The following is a 17,600-nucleotide window of genomic DNA, read 5'->3' as shown; positions in this document are numbered from 1 at the left end:
ACTAGTAGCATTCTCTTATAGGAGAACTTGTTTTAAAATTGGAATTCAGAAAGTACGTCAGCCCCTGATGTGATGCATTTTGCTCCTTCCTGAATCAAATGATGACAGCCATCACTTCTTCCATCTAAAATTGACCCTGGAATAGCAAATACATCTCGCCCTTCTTCCATTGCTCGCTCACAAGTAATAAGGCTGCCTGAGCGCATTTTTGCTTCGGCAACAATAACCCCTCTACACAATCCTGCTATAATCCGATTACGCTCTGGAAAATGAAATTTTAATGGCTCTGCTTCAGGACCATATTCACTAAGTACTAGATGATGTTCTCCCAAATACGATTGGAGTTTTTTATTTGCCCTTGGATAAAAAACGTCTAGACCCGTTCCGATAACTGCAATTGTTCGACCACCATTTTGCAATGCTGCCATGTGAGCTGAGGTATCAATTCCGCGTGCTAAACCACTCACGATAACCAATTCATTGTTTAGCTCTTTAATAATCTTTTGAACGGATTGACTGCCTACTCGGCTACTATTCCGACTTCCTACAACAGCTACTTTAGGTAATTTTAGCAAATCCAAATTACCTTTATAAAAAAGAAGAACGGGTGGATTATAAATTTCACTCAAATCCCAAGGATATACATCTTCCAAGATAGAAAAAGATGGGAATTTCTCAAATTCTTGATGTAATAAATCATCATCTAATTGTAAATATTTTTCGATAAAAAGAGCAGGATTACGACATTCGGAGACAACTGCCATATCTTTGACTGACAATTCTTTTTCGCGAATTTCTGCGTATTCCAATACATTGATGACTTGTTGGTTGGTCAAACCAGCTGTTTTTAGTTTATAAATATCAAAATTATCCATTTTATCATTCCTTTTACTATTGCTAATTGTCTTTCAGTTATATTATTCGTAAAAGGAATTAAAAAAACGAGAATTTCTCGTTTTTTACATTCTATCTAATTCTTTAATAATCCGAGCTGGGTTTCCTGCTAAAACAACATTATCACCATAAGATTTAGTGACAACTGATCCCGCACCAACGACAACATTGTTACCTAATGTTACTCCTGGTAAAATCGTTACACCACCACCTGCCCAGAAATTATCCCCAATAGTTATCGGTGCACCATACTCTACACCTGATATGCGTTCTTGTGCATCTAAGGGATGGATAGGAGTCAGAAGTTGACAATTCGGCCCAAACAATGCATTTTTTCCAATTGTAATCGGACAGACATCAAGCATAGTTATGTTCCAATTAGAGTAGAAATTATCCCCTAAATGTATATTGATACCATAATCGCAAACAAAATTTGGCTTCATAGAAATACTTTCACCAGTAGAACCAAGCCATTCTTTTACTAAATCACTTCTTCTTTTGTCATCTCGTTCTGCGTTAAATGTGTATTGAAATTTGCAAGAACGAGATACAAGCTTGCGTAATTCTGGATCTTGAGGATTGTATAATTGTCCCGCTATCATTTTTTCATATTCAGTTTCCATTGATTTTCCTTTTCATTCTTGATAAATAAATGGTTAAATACATTTGTTCATCTATGCGCATAACTAATTTCATCAGCCATTTCAATGATATTAGAAGGCAATTCCAATAACAGGTCACGCTTGTTTTTCTGATAAAACATATTTTTTCTCAATTAGGTTGTCCTGAATGTCATCTCCCGCCTTACAACCAAAGGCTAACCCACGTCCCATTAGAACTACTTCTTGGTGATTTTCTTCAGAAATGACTACATTATTGTTTAAAACCTTGCTAATAATCATTTTTGATCCTCTGCCTTTTCAATCATAGATTTAATTGGTTCAAAGGTTTTCCGGTGGATAGGAGTAATCCCCTTTTTCTTTAAGCCTTCTAAATGGTGCTGGGTTCCATAGCCAGCATTATGCGCAAAGTCATAACCTGGATAAGTTAAGTCATAATCTGTCATCATGCGATCCCTAGTCACTTTTGCTACGATTGAAGCAGCCGCAATGGAGAGTGAATTAGCATCTCCTTTGATGATAGAAGTCTGTGGTATTTGAAGATCTAGCTTCATGGCATCAATCAGAAGATGTTGTGGAGTAATTTTAAGATTTCCAACTGCTTCTATCATAGCCAACTTCGTTGCTTCATAGATATTCACTTCATCAATAAATTGATTATCCTTAATACCAATACCAATTGCAACCGCTTGCTTTAGCACTTCTTGATAGATTGTTTCATGTTTTTTCTTAGAAATTTTCTTGCTATCGTTGAGACCTTTTATTTTAGAGTTTTTAGGTAAAATAACTGCCGCAGCCACAACAGGACCGGCCAAAGGACCACGACCAACTTCATCAATGCCGGCAATCCATTCTATACCCTGTGCATAAAAATCTTTTTCATAGCATAGCATTTTTTCCAATCGAGCGTCTTCTTCATACTCATCTTGAATTGCTTTGCGACGCTTAACAACCAATTTCTTTACCCCAGTCCGTTCATCATGAGCCAGCGCTTTAAAAAATGGATCATCCAAACCGGTAACTTGTTCCAACTGTTTCTGAATTTCTTTAATCGTTGCCATTCAAGTCTCCCAGCATATCCAATGTATATCGCCCTACTTTTCCGTCACGAATCTCTTTGATAAAAAGCTGATAAAACCGGTCATAATTATCGCGAAATCCTAATTTCTGTGTCATATCCATAATTATTTCCGGTGCTTCTTCTTTCAAGTCTATTTGCTTGAACCGTTCTCGAAGCTCTTTTGGATAATGTTCTTTAAAATAATTGATTCCGAAAATAGCAACTTCATCCATTGGGAGCAAATCGTCTTTAATTGCTCCTGTTAAAGCGAGTTTTAAAGCTACTTTTTCATCCTCAAACTTAGGCCAGAGAATCCCTGGAGTATCTAAAATTTCCAAATCCTTATTAGACTTGAGCCACTGCTGCCCCTTGGTAACACCTGGTTTATTTCCAGTCACAGCGATTTTTTTCCCAGCTAAACGGTTCATCAGGGTTGATTTACCAGCGTTCGGGATGCCGATAATCATAGTCCGCAATGTTTCAATTTGGATCCCACGTTCTTTTTGCCGAGCAATTTTTTCTTTCATTAATGACTTAGCTGCTTCTGTGACTTTTTTAACAGTTGATTGTTCTTTAGAATTGATTGCCAAGGTCTTGATACCTTGACTTTCAAAATATCTTCGCCACTCTTTCGTCAGATCAGAATCAGCTAAATCCGCCTTATTTAAAATAAGAAGCTTGGGCTTATCACCCACGATTTTAGTTAGCATAGGATTTTGACTAGATAATGGCAAACGCGCATCTACTAAAATTGTCACAAAATCCACAAATTTGATATTTTCTTGTACTTGTCTCCGAGCCTTTGACATATGACCTGGAAACCATTGAATTGTTACCATGAAAACCCTCTTTCTTACAGTATTCTAACATTTTCATTATATCAGAATTTTAAATAATCCGCATTGATAAATAGAGTCATAAAAAAAGCCTTTCAAAAATAAAAGGCGATTTTTAAATTTTAATGATATAAAGCAGGTTTTCTATCTTGCTTATCGGTAAATGGAAGTCTTGGTTCACGAATCCGCTTTACATAATCAACAATTTCTTTTCCTTCATGGTCAAATTCTGCAACAGCAAAAAATTGATCATGATAAAAGAAAAATTTATAATGATTTTCAAATGCTTCCTTGAGCCATTTTTCTTTTGCAATAATAGAACGCATAGGATAGTCATCTACAGCAGCAACCCAAACAGGCTTACGATGCACGTGGGTTAAGAGCAAATCCGCCATATGGATCATCGTTTCCTTTCCCTGTTTCAGTAAAATAATACTATGACCATTGCTATGCCCGCCAGTATGAACTAGTTGAATTTCTGGAATGATATTTAAATATTCAGTGAATGTCTCGACTTGATGCTGAATGGGCTCCCAATTTTCTCTTAAATAGGTTCCACGTGTTCGATTATTTGGATTCATCATTTCATACCATTCAATATCATTGACAAAAATCTTAGCATTAGGAAAGGTTGAAACCAATTGATTGTTTTCATCTAATTTCGTTAAACCGCCAGAGTGATCGTGGTGCATGTGAGTCATCAACACATGAGAAATATCTTTTGGTGTCAACCCTAAGGTTTCCAAGCTTTCCTCAATTCTGCTTTCGGATAAAATTCCTAGATTTCGTCTCTGTTTATCCGAAAGTTTAGCAGTATTAAAACTTGCATCAATTAAATAGTTTTTGTCCTTGTATTGAATCAATATGGGATCTGTCAATTCAACCATCATATTTTCTTTAGTTGTTGGATAATAGCGTGACCAAACAACTTTTGGTACAGGGCCAAAGAGAGTGCCTGCATCCGTCATTTTATCAGCACCACGTAACCAAATTAGTTTCATGTCTCCAAATTGATATTCTTGTAGAGTGAGTTTTGCCATTTCTTACTCCTTTAGCCATCTTTCAGCAATTTCTCGTCTAATAGAATTTCCAGACCTACCATAATTTTCAATAATCTCAGCATCCTTTAAGTAACGTCTGATATTAATTTTATCAAATTTTTGAAAAGGCCCGATAAGTCTAATAATTTCATCGGATATTTCAATTGCAACTTTAGTTGTGTATAATTTTATGCGAGAAACAAATTTTGCGTCTTCTTCTATCTGACTAGGATAGGAGTCAAAATAAGCTTCCGCCGAGCATAGTTTATTATACAAATCAGCAAACTTATGTTGGTGAACCTCGACATCAATCAAGCGCTTACCAAATTCTCTTTTCACTTTTGCAAATTCAAGTCCTTTCTTAAAAGCTCCCTCAGCAATCCCTAACGCAATAGCACTTAAACCAAGTTGCATATTCTTGATAATGTTAGCAAATTGTACATCTCCAAGCAATTCACCTCCCAGTAAAGCATGTTTTGGGAGTAAGACATTTTCTAAAGTAACTGAACTCAAAGGGAGACCGATTAACCCTGGCTTTTCAATTTGTTCACCAATCAGAACATCTGAATCATTCGGATCGACAATAAAGAGTCCGTACGTCTCTTCCTTACTTTGTTCTTTTACTTTTGCCAAAATTAATAATATATCTGCAACACTGCTATTAGAAATCATGGCTTTTTTCCCTGATAGATACCAGCCCTGCTCAGTTTTTGTTGCATAGGTTTCTAGGTCTTCCAGTCCATTTAAGTGCTTATATTCACAAAATCCCAGCCCTGCTATGCAGTTGCCTTTCAGTAATTTTTCAAGATATAACTCCTTTTGCTCTGCTGTCCCAAAATTTAAAATAGAATAGATGCCATAGCAGCCTTGGGTTAATAAAATAGCTGAAAGAGCAGCAAATTCATTAGCAATTTTTCGGATAAATGTGATGAAATCAGAACTCAATGTATGATTTTTTTCAGATAAAATGGGCGAAAATATATTCATATCATTCGCTAAATTATCCCATATCTCTCTTGGGAAATCATTTGACTCATCATATTCTCTTACATAGTTTCTAATTGCTGTATTTACATATGAATCAAGCATTGTTGCTGTAGTGCTATTTTTTGACATTGATTCTCTCCTTTATTAAGTATCAAGGCTCTGAAATAGGCTGATAATAATCTTTTAAAAGTTCTTCATAAACATATGCTTCAACTTCGTTATAATTTGTTTTATAAGGTCTGCAGAACCAAATATTAAATGGTATCGGATCTTTAAAACGGACAACTTTAAATTTATCTTTATCTACAAAGTACTCTACTGGACGAGGTAAAATAGCAATCATATCGTTCTCATACGTGGACTCTGTTAAAAAGTCCCACGTTGATGATAAATAGGTAAAATTCCTTTTTATTTTTTTGTTTTTTAATTTCTCTGTTATCAATTCATAAGTGGTAAATGATTTATTAAAGGTCGCCAAATCATAAGCAGCGATGTCTTTCCATTCTAAAAATTCTTTATCCGCTAAAGGATGATTTTTGTCCATGTAAGCCGCATATTCATCGACTTGGATAATATATTGCTCATATTTTTTTGTATCCAAACTAGTTGGTTCAATCAATAAAACAAAATTCAAATCGCCTTCGATAAATTTTTGACGTAAATCCTTGCTTCCACCTTCTACAACTTGAATATTGATGTGTGGATTATCCTTTAAAAATTTAGGGAGCACACTGGCAAAGTAAACGCGTAAAATCAAAGAAGGAATACCTAAACTAATGGTACCTTTTTGTTTCTGGGCTTCTCTATGAATCATGGACTGCATTTCTTCGTAACGATTAACAATTTCAGTTGCAAAACGATAAATTTTCCCACCAGCTTCTGTCAGACTTTCTAGCCTTCCATTTCTACGATTAAAAAGCTGAAGTCCTTCAGCGGTTTCAAAATTTGTGACAAATTGACTCAAAGCAGATTGACTAATATGAATTTTTTTAGCAGCAATTGAAAGATTACATCCACATTCAACGATATTAATAAAATACGTCATTTGAATAATATCCATGTTCGTCGTCTCCTATCTTCAATATTTTTGTGATGTAATTTGTCAAGAATAAAATAGCAACCAATCATTTTGAATACAGATGATTAGTTGCTAATAGTTCGATTAAAAACTTATCATCGATAAAGTTCTTTATAAGCATATAGTAACACATTTTATGGCAAACAGTAGTTCTATTTGCTTGATATTTTAACTAGATAGACATTGTTTTTAAATCTTCCGACACAATTACGTCTCCAGCTGTTTTTTCAAGGACTTCTTCCAGAGTGACGCCGGGTGCTAATTCTTTTAGCAGGAATTTACCATCTTGAAAGCCAAATACCGCTAGTTCTGTGATGACTAAATCCAAAACTCCTTTAGCTGATAGAGGCAATGTGCACTCTTTCAGCAGTTTTGACTGTCCATCAACAGTTGTATGTTGGATGGCAGCGATAACTTTTTTAGCACCAACGAGAAGATCCATAGCCCCTCCCATTCCTGGCGCGAATTTGTCAGGAATAATCCAGTTTGCAATACTGCCATCTTGGCTGACTTCTAGCGCTCCTAAAACTGTCGCATCAACATGACCTCCACGAATAATAGCGAAAGAAGTTTGAAGATCAAATAAAGACGCTCCTGGTAAAAGAGTAATGGGGGCTCCACCAGAGTTGGCCAGATTCGCATTGTAGTTTTCTTTTGTCGGTGTCTCACCAAAACGAAGTGCCCCATTTTCTGCTTGAAGAATCACATTCACACCTTCAGGAATGTAATCAGCAGAAGCGTTCGGAATCCCAAAACCAAGGTTGATGACATCTCCATCCTTAAATTCAAGTGCGATACGTCTTGCAATAATTTCTTTTGGTTTCATATTACACTACCCCTGCAAATTTTTTTGTCTCCGTCCAGAGGTCCCCCATCATTTCATGATGTTCTTCAGCAGTCAAACTTTTAACAACATAATCTACAAGGATTCCTGGAATGTATATATCGTTGGGATCGATTTCACCAACTTCAACAATGTCATTAGTTTCGACAATAACTGTATCAGCTGCAAGCGCTAGTTGCAATGAAATATTTTTGGTTGTACCGTCGATATATAAATTACCATATTTGTCTGACTTGGTAGCTTTAATCAAAGCAACATCGATTTTCAAAGGGTCATAAACCAGATATTCTCTGCCATTACGGACTACTTTTTCATAGTCATTTTCCAAAATAGTACCTACACCAGTAGGAGTCAAGACAGCTCCTAAACCGGCTCCAGCAGCGTGAAGTCGTTCTACCACAGTTCCCATTGGTGTGAACTCAACTTCCATATCACCACTAAAATATTCATGTTGCACTGCTGCAGAAGTTCCCACATGAGCAGCGATGTATTTTTTTACTTGGTGGTTTTCGCATAAACGACCAACACCAACTTCTTTACCGGGTTGTGAAGTCACCACCGATACTATTGTTAAGTTTTGTTGATTTTGTCGAATCAGTTCTTCAATGAGTTCAAATGGTTCACCTACCCCAAGAAAGCCTGAGATGCCAACTATATCGCCAGATTTAATCTTAGAAATTGCTTCTGGTAATGTTACAATGTGCATACCACTACCTCCACCTACTATTTGCGATTAAAAACAGCTTTGCGCTTTTCTACAAAAGCATGCATCCCTTCTACTTTATCCTCTGTAGAGAACAATAATGCTTCTGCTTCAGTTTCGAGCCTAATAGCATTTTTAAGTGGAAGTTCAGAACCAACCTGAATAACATGTTTAGCTTTCTCTACTGCTAACGGTGCATTCTTCATAATTGCAGCAGCCAATTCTTCAGCTGAAGTTAACAGTTCTTCCGCAGAAACCAACTTATTAAGAATTCCCAGTTCGTAGGCTTCTTGACCTTTCACTGTACGAGCAGTGAAAATCAATTCTTTCGTACGGCTTGTTCCAATCAAACGAGACATACGTTGAGTGCCAGCGAATCCTGGAATAATGCCCAAACCAACTTCTGGAAAGCCAACAACTGTCTTTTCAAATCCAATACGGATATCCGTCGAAAGTGCTAATTCCATTCCTCCTCCAAGTGCATACCCATTGAGCACTGCAATTGTTGGTTGACGTAAGTCAGAAAGTCGAGTAAAAGTATTGTTTGCAAATGTCATATATTCAAAAGCTTGAATTGGCGACATCACGTCCATTTCTTTAATATCAGCCCCAGCTACAAATGCCTTTTCTCCTGCCCCTGTTACAATCACAACACGGATTTCTTCACTTTGTTCAACTTGATCAAGAACATCATTCAGATCAGTTAATACTTGAGAACTCAAAGCATTTAATGCTTCAGGACGATTGATCGTAATGTAGCCGATGCTGTTTTTTACTTCTAGTAAAACAGTTTTACTCATTTTAATGCTCCTACTTATAAAATTTGAAATATTAAGTACAGTGTCAACAAATACTTGAACCCAAAATGTAAGAGCTTACAATGCTATGATATCCCATTTTTCCATTCTCGTCTACTTAATCTTAATTTATAACTCTATAAGTTAAACTTATAGAGTTATAAAAAATACTAAGACTTTTTGATTTTCAAAATAAAAAAAACAAACTCTACTAAGAATCATTTAAGATAAACGTCTTAGATAGAATTTGTTTTACAGAGTAAAAAAATCAAATGGTAAATTAAATTTAGTAGGTAATTATTTTTAACGTTCTACAATAACTGCTGTGCCCATTCCTCCTCCGATACAAAGAGTTGCAAGACCACGTTTAGCATCGCGTTTTTCCATTTCATGCAACAAAGTAACCAGAATACGGCAGCCTGATGCTCCAATTGGATGACCAAGTGCAATGGCACCACCGTTTACGTTTACTTTTTCCGGATCAAGATTTAACTCCTTACCAACAGCACATGCTTGCGATGCAAATGCTTCATTGGATTCAATCAAATCAAGATCTTCAGTTGTAAAGCCACCTTTTTCAAGTGCTTTACGAGAAGCATAAATTGGTCCGCAACCCATGATTTTCGGATCTAATCCTGCACTTGCATAGGATTTTATGGTTGCTAAAACAGGAATGCCTAGCTCTTTCGCTTTTTCTGAACTCATGACAACAACTGCTGCCGCTCCATCGTTGATGCCAGAAGCATTACCAGCTGTGACCGTTCCGCCTTCTTTAAAGACAGGGCGTAATTTAGCCAAACCTTCTAGTGAGGCATCTTTTCTTGGAAATTCATCCGTATCAAAAACAATTGGCTCACCTTTTCTCTGTGGAATAATCACTGGAACGATTTCTTCTTTGAAACGTCCAGCTTCAATAGCTGCCACAGCACGTTGTTGTGACTGAACAGCAAAAGCATCTTGGACTTCACGAGAAATATCATACTGTTCAGCAACATTTTCAGCTGTGATTCCCATATGGAAATCACCAAAAGCGTCAGTCAGACCGTCGCGTAACATAGTGTCAATCACTTTTGTATCTCCCATACGAGATCCCCAACGCTGACCTTGAAGAACGTATGGTGCCTGACTCATATTTTCTGCACCACCTGCTACAATAATATCTGCATCTCCACATAAAATTGCTTGGGCAGCTAATTGAACTGTTTTCAGTCCTGAACCACATACTTTATTCACTGTAAAGGCTGGAGAAGAGACTGGAATACCTGCATTGACACTCATTTGACGTGCTACATTTTGCCCTAGTCCTGCTGCCAACACATTTCCCATAATCACTTCATCAATTTGTTCTGCTTTCAAATGTGCTCGTTCAATCGCACTTTTAATAACCAAACTTCCCAAATCAACAGCTGAAATATTTTTCAAACTTCCACCAAAAGAACCTAATGGTGTACGAACTGCTGATACAATCACTGCTTCTTTCATTTCTTGCTCCTTATATCTTAATATTTAAAGAAACCTTCCTTTGTCTTACGACCCAGTTTACCAGCTTCAACCATTTTTTTCAACAATGGAGCAGGACGATATTTTGGATCACCAAATCCATTATTCAATACACCCATAATAGCTAAGCAAACATCCAAACCAATCAAATCAGCTAAAGCCAATGGTCCAATAGGATGGTTAGCACCGAGTTTCATAGCTTCATCAATTTCTTCAGCTGTTGCAACCCCTTCTCCGAGAATGAAAATCGCTTCATTAATCATCGGAATCAACACACGGTTCACCACAAAACCATAAGAATCTTTAACACCAACTGCTGTTTTACCGATTTTTTCAGTTAATTCACGAACAGCTTTAACGACTTCTTCTGATGTTTGAAGTGCTTTGATTACTTCGACCAATTTCATAACAGGAGCAGGATTAAAGAAGTGCATTCCAATGACTCGTTCTTGATGTACTGTTGCTGCAGCAATGTCTGTGATAGACAAAGATGAGGTATTTGAAGCTAAAATAGTTTCTGGAGATGTCAATTCATCTAATTGTTTAAAAATACTCAACTTAATATCTCTATTTTCAGTAGCTGCTTCAATAACTAACTGAACATTTTTAGCATCCTCATATGAAGTTGATGGAATCAGCTTACTCAAAATACTATTTTTATCATCTTCTGAAAGACGACCTTTTTCAACGGAGCGTGTTAGTTGCTTAGTGATATTTCCGATGCCTCTTTCAACGAATTCTTCTTTAATATCATTCAAATACACCGTAAAGCCTGATTGCGCAAAAACTTGAGCAATACCACTTCCCATTTGACCTGATCCAATGATCATTACGTTTGAAATATTCAATTTTTTCTCCTATCTAGTACGTTACAAAATTTAAAGCGAAAGAATAGGAACGATTGAATGATATACACCCCTCAATCGCTCCTTTTTCGTCATTATACAAATGCACCTAAGCCAGTGATTTCACGACCAACAATCAAAGCGTTGACTTCATGAGAACCTTCATAAGTGTAAACTGCCTCAGCGTCTGCAAAGAAGCGTGCAACGTCTGTTTCAAGAGTAATTCCATCGCCTCCACATGTTTCACGAGCAAGAGCCACCGTTTCACGCATGACAAGTGAATTGTGCATTTTAGCAAGAGCAGAATTTAACATCAATTCATTACCCGCTTCTTGCATTTCAGCGATACGAACTGAATAAGCGATTGCTGCCACAGCGTTTGCTTGCATTCTAGCCAATTTTTCTTGAATAATTTGGAATTTAGCAATTGGACGTTTGAATTGTTGACGATTTGTAGCGTATTTCAAGGCTGCATTAAATGATCCGCAAGTTATCCCCATAGCGATATGAGCCACATCAGCACGAGTAAATGTAAGAATACGAGCTACATCTGCAAATCCATTGATATTTACTAAACGGTCTGAATCTGGAACTTCAACATTTGTCATGGTAATATGACCATTTCGAACACACCGAAGTGCAATTTTATGTTGGATGACTTCTACATCGTAACCAGGAGCTCCCTTACGAACGATAAAACATTTAACCTTACCATCCGCAACATCGCGAGCAAATACTGGGATAACATCTGCTGTATCTGAACCACCAATCCAACGTTTTTCACCATTAAGAATCCATTTATCTCCAACACGTTCAGCAGTTGTTGCGAGTCCACCTGCAATGTCTGAACCTGAAAGTGGCTCTGTCAAAGCAAAACATCCTTGCCAATCAAATGCTGCTAATTTAGGAAGAAATTCTTTTTGTTGACGTTCATCACCACCGAGCAAGATTGTATTATAGCAAAGTCCGCCATGAACAGTATAGAATGTAGCCATTGATGTATCAAAACGAGCCAATTCCAAGTAAAGGAATGCGATATAAAGTTCTGATGGTTTGTAGCTGCCTTCACGTCCCTCAAACAATTTAGGATTGTTCATAATTTGTGCACCCTTGGCAACTGTGTAAAATTGTTCAAATGGAAAATCAGGTTTTTCCCAATGTTCATTGATAACAGGACGAAGATGTTTTTCAATCAAACGACGAGTTTCTTGCAAAACTTCTGCTTCTCCTAATGTCAAACCATCTGCATAATGGAAAAGATCTTCAGGATATAGTTCACGTAAAATTTCTTCTTTGGTTGCCATAGTATGGACTCCTTTGTAATAGTATGATAAGAGCGCTTTCATTTTAAGGCTCAGTATTTGTTGACGCTTTCATTTTATATCGAACACGCTATAATGTCTACTTAAGATAAATTAAACTTCCCATAAGCTAGTGTTATACATGCTGATTTTAGTGGATTTTCAAGGGTTAAAATCTAAATTTTCCGAATAAAAAATTTTTCAGATTCTAAAAATTTCTTTATAAAATTTTTGGATTTTATAAAGATTTTTTCCAATACATGTAGCGGCCAGATCAATTTTACGGAGCAAAATACGGGCAATTTCAAAATAGACGTGCTACAATATTTGTAAAAAACGGAGGAAAACCATGTTAATATATGATATAATTGTCATTGGTTTTGGTAAAGCCGGAAAAACATTAGCAGCCAAAATGGCAATGCAAGGAAAAAAGGTTGCTTTGATTGAACGCAGTAAAGCTATGTACGGCGGAACTTGCATCAACATCGCTTGTATTCCAACCAAAACCTTACTAGTAGCTGCAGATAAAGGATTATCTTTTGAAGAAGTAATGACTGAGAAAAATGCGGTTACTAGCAGACTCAATGGGAAAAATTACGCAACTATTAGTGGTGCTGGAGTCGATATTATTGATGCAGAAGCTCATTTTCTATCCAATAAGATAATTGAAATTGTCTCAGGTAACCAAAAACAAGAATTAACAGCTGAAAATATCGTCATCAATACAGGTGCTATCTCTAACATTCTACCAATCCCAGGACTTACTACATCAAAAAATGTTTATGATTCAACAGGTATTCAAAACCTTGATAGACTACCTAAAAGTCTTGGAATTCTTGGCGGTGGGAATATCGGTCTTGAATTTGCTGGTTTGTTCAATAAATTAGGAAGCAAGGTCACTGTTCTTGATGCTGCCGATACCTTTCTACCACGTGTAGAACCTTCTATCGCTGCCATGGCCAAACAATACATGGAAGAAGATGGCATTGAAATTCTTCAAAATGTCTTTACTCAAGAAGTTAAAAATGATGGTGACGAGGTGATTGTCGTTACTAAAAATAAAAGTTTTCATTTTGATGCTTTGCTTTATGCTACCGGTCGCAAGCCAAATATTGAACCATTAAAGTTAGAAAATACAGATATTCAAATAACAGATCGTGGTGCTATCCAAGTTGATAAGCATTGTCAAACTAGTGTTTCTGGCATTTTTGCTGTTGGAGATGTCAACGGTGGATTGCAATTCACCTATGTCTCATTAGATGATTTCCGTATAGTTTTTAGTTATTTAGCAGGTGACGGCTCATACACACTTGATAATCGTAAAAATGTACCGACTACCATGTTCATCGCTCCACCACTCGCTCAAATTGGTCTAACTGAAGCACAAGCTAAAGAACAAGGATTGCCTTATGCAACTAAAGAAATTCCAGTTTCAGCTATGCCACGTGGACATGTCAATGCTGACCTCAGAGGAGCATTCAAAGCAGTTGTAAACACAGAAACTAAAGAAATTCTTGGCGCTACTATCTTCTCACAAGGAGCTCAAGAAATTATTAACATTCTAACTGTAGCTATGGACAACAACATACCATATACTTATTTCACAAAACAAATCTTTACTCATCCAACCCTAGCTGAAAACCTTAACGATTTGTTTGCGATTTAATGATGGTAATTGAGTTGTCATCAAAATTTAACACGAGTCGTTTTACTTTCAGCTAACTAAAAAGGTTAAGCAAAAACTTCCTGAATAATGAAAAAAGCTTAAAATCAAGTTATTAAAAACGTTGATTTTAAGCTTTTCTATTGTTAGCTACTTAATTTTGACTAAAAACGGAATCTTTGCCCAGCTTCTTTTATTTTATAGTTGCATTTGATTATATGTTTTACTAAATGCATTCAAAATTTCTTTTGGAGCATCCTTGTAAGAAGTTTCTCCTTCTAGTGTTCCTTTAACAATCGTTCGCGAAGTAGCTGCAGCATCTTCGCAGGTCACTAGCGTTACCTCATTGACTCCTTCACGATCATTAATCACATCTACTCTGTCAGGTGAAACATTTTCAACAGAAGTAATGGAATAAGTATATATCTTCTCTTTATCTGTTAGGTAAATCTTCATTCCGGCTTTTGCACGATCTAATGGAGAAAATAGCATATTACTTGCACCTGTAATTCCAAACACATGGTGACTCGCCAATGCATAATTCCCTTTCCCCATTTGCTGTGTTTCTTTCATCGTACCTGCACCATAATAAAGACCAACATTATCTAGTCCCTTAAAAATTGGCAAATTCATCGAAAGCTCTGGAATTGCAATTCCACCAATAACTGGTAGTTGCTGAGCCTGCCATTGGGCGTTAATCACATCTTCAGTTGACAATGATTTTACTTTGTCAAAGTTAAAGCTGGTTTTGGCTTTTTTATTTTTATTAATCTTATCTTTTGAAACATTGCTCACTTGATACCTATTGGTATGCCAGACCATAATCATATTACGAATAGAAGAGTTGAAAATAAGTGCAAGCGCTACAATAATTAGCAATGTCGCAACAATGTTAATCAGAATATTTTTTCTTTTATTATGTTTTTTTCTTCTTGATGACATAACATTTCCTTTTATCTAGTTTATTATTCATCCACTTCTTTTTCATTTTCTGCTTCAACACTTGTAAAAGTAACAATTTGCGCTCCCTTATCTAGTCGCATTACTTTAACACCCAAAGTTGCACGTCCTGTTTGAGAAATGTTAGCAACATTTGTTCGGATAATGACACCTGTATTTGTGATAATCATTAAATCTTCATCACCGTTCACGGCCATAAGCCCCGCTAATGGACCGTTCTTTTCAGTGATATTCGCTGTTTTCATTCCTTTTCCGCCACGTCCTTTCGTAGCGTATTCACTAGCCAAAGTTCGCTTACCATAACCTTTTTCAGTAATGACTAACACTTCTTGATTATCCGAAATAACGCTAGCTCCCACAACATGATCATCTGGGCGCAAATTTACACCACGTACACCAGTTGCAGCTCGTCCCATGTTGCGAACCTGATTTTCATTAAATCGTACAGCATAGCCCATTTTTGTTCCGATAATGATGTCTGTTTGCCCATCTGTCAGAAAGACATTGATTAGCTCATCTTCATCTTTTAAATTCAGAGCTTTTAGCCCATTTTGACGAATGTTAGCAAATTCTGTTACGCTAGTTCGTTTTACCACACCATAGCGCGTGGTGAAGAAAAGGTAAGAATGATCATTGTGTTCAGCTTGAACATTGATGATTGTCTGAATTGTTTCACCTTCGTCCAATTTCAACAAATTGACAATTGGCAACCCTTTCGCTGTACGACCATATTCAGGAATTTCATAACCTTTCAAACGATAAACACGGCCTTTATTGGTGAAGAAGAGCAAGCGTTCATGTGTACTAGTAGAAACTAATTCACGAACAAAGTCATCATCCTTAACACCTGTCCCTTGAACCCCTCGACCACCACGTTTTTGAGCTGTAAATTCATCTTGATTTAGCCGTTTGATGTAACCTTTATTGGAAAGCGTGATTAAAACATCAGCCTCTTCAATTAAATCTTCATCTTCAAGAGATAAAACTTCCCCGACCATTAGTTCCGTACGGCGCTTATCAGAAAATTTACGTTTGACTTCTTCCAACTCTTCTTTGATAATCGCAACAACTCGTTCTGGTTTTGCCAATATATCTGTCAAATCCGCAATTAATTTCATTAAATCATCGTATTCAGACTGAATCTTATCGCGCTCCAATCCTGTCAAACGACGAAGACGCATATCCAGAATTGCTTGACTTTGACGTTCAGATAACTCATAACGTGACATTAATTCCGCTTGTGCTTCAGCATCCGTTTCACTATTTCGAATAATGCGAATGACTTCATCAATATGATCAAGCGCAATCAACAAACCTGCTAAAATATGGGCACGTGCTTCGGCCTTTTCCTTATCAAAAATCGTCCGACGAGTTACCACTTCTTTTTGATGTTCAATATAAGCAAGCAGAATTTCACGCAAGGAGAGAATTTTAGGCACTCCATTTTGAATCGCTAGCATATTGAAACTGAAATTCGTCTGCATTTGCGTGAGTTTAAATAAGTTATTTAAAATAACATGCGCACTTGCATCACGTTTCACTTCAATGATAAAGCGAACACCTTCTCGGTTAGATTCATCACGGACTGCCGTAATTCCATCAATCCGTTTTTCTTGAACAAGCCGGACAATATGTTCATGGACTTTTGTCTTGTTGACCATATACGGAAATTCGGTAACAACAATCCGTTCTCGACCAGATTTAGTTTCTTCGATTTCTGTCCGAGCACGTAAAACAATGGAACCCTTACCGGTTTCATAAGCACGATGAATACCTGACCTTCCCATGACTAAAGCTCCCGTTGGAAAATCTGGACCAGGCAATACTTCCATAAGCTCGCGCGTTGTTACATCTGGATTGTCTATAATCAATTTAACGGCATCAATGGTTTCACCAAGATTATGGGGAGGAATATTGGTAGCCATCCCCACAGCAATCCCAGTTGCTCCATTAACCAATAAATTAGGAAAACGTGACGGTAAGACTAATGGCTCACGTTCGCTGCTATCATAGTTATCCGCAAAATCAACTGTATTTTTGTTAATATCGCGCAACATCTCAAGCGATATTTTACTCATACGAGCTTCTGTATACCGTTGTGCTGCGGGACCATCTCCATCCATAGAACCAAAGTTTCCGTGACCATCGACCAGCATATGACGGTAAGACCACCATTGCGCCATCCGCACCATCGCTTCATAGATAGAGGAATCTCCGTGTGGGTGATATTTACCCATAACATCACCCGTAATACGAGCAGATTTCTTATGTGGTTTATCAGGGGTAACACCCAGTTCATTCATTCCATACAATATTCTGCGGTGAACAGGCTTTAAACCATCACGAACATCAGGAAGGGCACGAGCCACAATGACACTCATGGCGTAATCGATAAAACTCGTCTTCATTTCGCTCGTTAAGTTCACATTGACTAAATTATTATCCTGCATTAAAAAATGCCTCTCTTCAATT

At 37.1% G+C, this 17,600-nt stretch carries 16 protein-coding genes and 1 pseudogene; 1 reads left to right on the top strand and 16 read right to left on the bottom strand.

The genetic code is table 11. The features are described from left to right. Nucleotides 1–32: 32 nt before the first annotated feature. The 14 genes and pseudogenes from dprA to fadE form a co-directional block, all read right to left on the bottom strand. Nucleotides 33–875, bottom strand: coding sequence for a DNA-processing protein DprA (dprA, locus tag HMPREF1514_RS02460; RefSeq protein WP_037597009.1), 843 nt, complete (start codon nt 873–875; stop codon nt 33–35). Between the two features lie 84 nt (nt 876–959). After that, nucleotides 960–1,517, bottom strand: coding sequence for a sugar O-acetyltransferase (locus HMPREF1514_RS02455; protein WP_037597008.1), 558 nt, complete (start codon nt 1,515–1,517; stop codon nt 960–962). Nucleotides 1,518–1,582: 65 nt separating this feature from the next. Then, a pseudogene (locus tag HMPREF1514_RS09100) lies at nt 1,583–1,796 on the bottom strand (CAT RNA binding domain-containing protein); the annotation flags it as partial. After that, nucleotides 1,793–2,575, bottom strand: coding sequence for a ribonuclease HII (locus tag HMPREF1514_RS02450; protein WP_037597007.1), 783 nt, complete (start codon nt 2,573–2,575; stop codon nt 1,793–1,795). The gene HMPREF1514_RS02450 and the pseudogene HMPREF1514_RS09100, both read right to left, overlap by 4 nt. After that, the gene (gene ylqF, locus HMPREF1514_RS02445; RefSeq protein ID WP_037597006.1) at nt 2,562–3,413 is read right to left on the bottom strand and encodes a ribosome biogenesis GTPase YlqF; all 852 of its coding nucleotides are present in this window, start codon (nt 3,411–3,413) and stop codon (nt 2,562–2,564) included. Before ylqF ends, HMPREF1514_RS02450 begins: the two co-directional genes overlap by 14 nt. 119 nt (nt 3,414–3,532) lie before the next feature. Continuing rightward, nucleotides 3,533–4,450, bottom strand: coding sequence for an MBL fold metallo-hydrolase (locus tag HMPREF1514_RS02440; RefSeq protein ID WP_037597005.1), 918 nt, complete (start codon nt 4,448–4,450; stop codon nt 3,533–3,535). 3 nt (nt 4,451–4,453) lie between these two features. Further along, nucleotides 4,454–5,566 (bottom strand): acyl-CoA dehydrogenase family protein, encoded by a 1,113-nt coding sequence (locus HMPREF1514_RS02435; RefSeq protein WP_037597004.1) that lies wholly within the window; start codon nt 5,564–5,566, stop codon nt 4,454–4,456. Between the two features lie 22 nt (nt 5,567–5,588). Further along, on the bottom strand, nt 5,589–6,497 hold the full coding sequence (locus HMPREF1514_RS02430) for a LysR family transcriptional regulator (RefSeq protein ID WP_037597003.1): 909 nt from the start codon (nt 6,495–6,497) through the stop codon (nt 5,589–5,591). A 190-nt stretch (nt 6,498–6,687) separates the two neighbouring features. After that, nucleotides 6,688–7,341: a 3-oxoacid CoA-transferase subunit B gene (locus HMPREF1514_RS02425; protein WP_003069053.1), complete on the bottom strand. Its 654-nt coding sequence runs from the start codon at nt 7,339–7,341 to the stop codon at nt 6,688–6,690. A gap of 1 nt (nt 7,342) precedes the next feature. Continuing rightward, nucleotides 7,343–8,065, bottom strand: coding sequence for a CoA transferase subunit A (locus HMPREF1514_RS02420; protein ID WP_037597002.1), 723 nt, complete (start codon nt 8,063–8,065; stop codon nt 7,343–7,345). Nucleotides 8,066–8,082: 17 nt separating this feature from the next. Next, nucleotides 8,083–8,862 (bottom strand): enoyl-CoA hydratase/isomerase family protein, encoded by a 780-nt coding sequence (locus tag HMPREF1514_RS02415; protein WP_003069051.1) that lies wholly within the window; start codon nt 8,860–8,862, stop codon nt 8,083–8,085. Between the two features lie 300 nt (nt 8,863–9,162). Next, complete coding sequence (locus tag HMPREF1514_RS02410; RefSeq protein WP_003069049.1) at nt 9,163–10,341, bottom strand: acetyl-CoA C-acetyltransferase; 1,179 nt, start codon at nt 10,339–10,341, stop codon at nt 9,163–9,165. Nucleotides 10,342–10,358: 17 nt separating this feature from the next. Beyond that, nucleotides 10,359–11,207 carry a 3-hydroxybutyryl-CoA dehydrogenase gene (locus HMPREF1514_RS02405; protein WP_006269489.1) on the bottom strand — a complete coding sequence of 283 codons (849 nt, stop codon included), beginning with the start codon at nt 11,205–11,207 and terminating at the stop codon, nt 10,359–10,361. A 92-nt stretch (nt 11,208–11,299) separates the two neighbouring features. Beyond that, a complete protein-coding gene (gene fadE / locus HMPREF1514_RS02400; protein WP_003069045.1) occupies nt 11,300–12,508 on the bottom strand; it encodes an acyl-CoA dehydrogenase FadE in 1,209 nt (402 codons plus the stop codon). Between the two features lie 346 nt (nt 12,509–12,854). Between fadE and HMPREF1514_RS02395 the strand changes: the two genes are divergently transcribed. Then, on the top strand, nt 12,855–14,171 hold the full coding sequence (locus HMPREF1514_RS02395; RefSeq protein WP_037597000.1) for an FAD-containing oxidoreductase: 1,317 nt from the start codon (nt 12,855–12,857) through the stop codon (nt 14,169–14,171). Between the two features lie 195 nt (nt 14,172–14,366). Here HMPREF1514_RS02395 and HMPREF1514_RS02390 read toward each other — a convergent pair whose 3' ends face one another. After that, nucleotides 14,367–15,110, bottom strand: coding sequence for a class A sortase (locus tag HMPREF1514_RS02390; protein ID WP_037596997.1), 744 nt, complete (start codon nt 15,108–15,110; stop codon nt 14,367–14,369). A gap of 23 nt (nt 15,111–15,133) precedes the next feature. Then, nucleotides 15,134–17,578, bottom strand: coding sequence for a DNA gyrase subunit A (gene gyrA, locus HMPREF1514_RS02385; protein WP_037596995.1), 2,445 nt, complete (start codon nt 17,576–17,578; stop codon nt 15,134–15,136). Between the last annotated feature and the right edge of the window lie 22 nt (nt 17,579–17,600).

It is taken from the genome of Streptococcus sp. AS20 (assembly GCF_000524255.1).
Lineage (GTDB): Bacteria > Bacillota > Bacilli > Lactobacillales > Streptococcaceae > Streptococcus > Streptococcus constellatus.
This window is presented reverse-complemented; position numbering and strand designations above follow the sequence as displayed.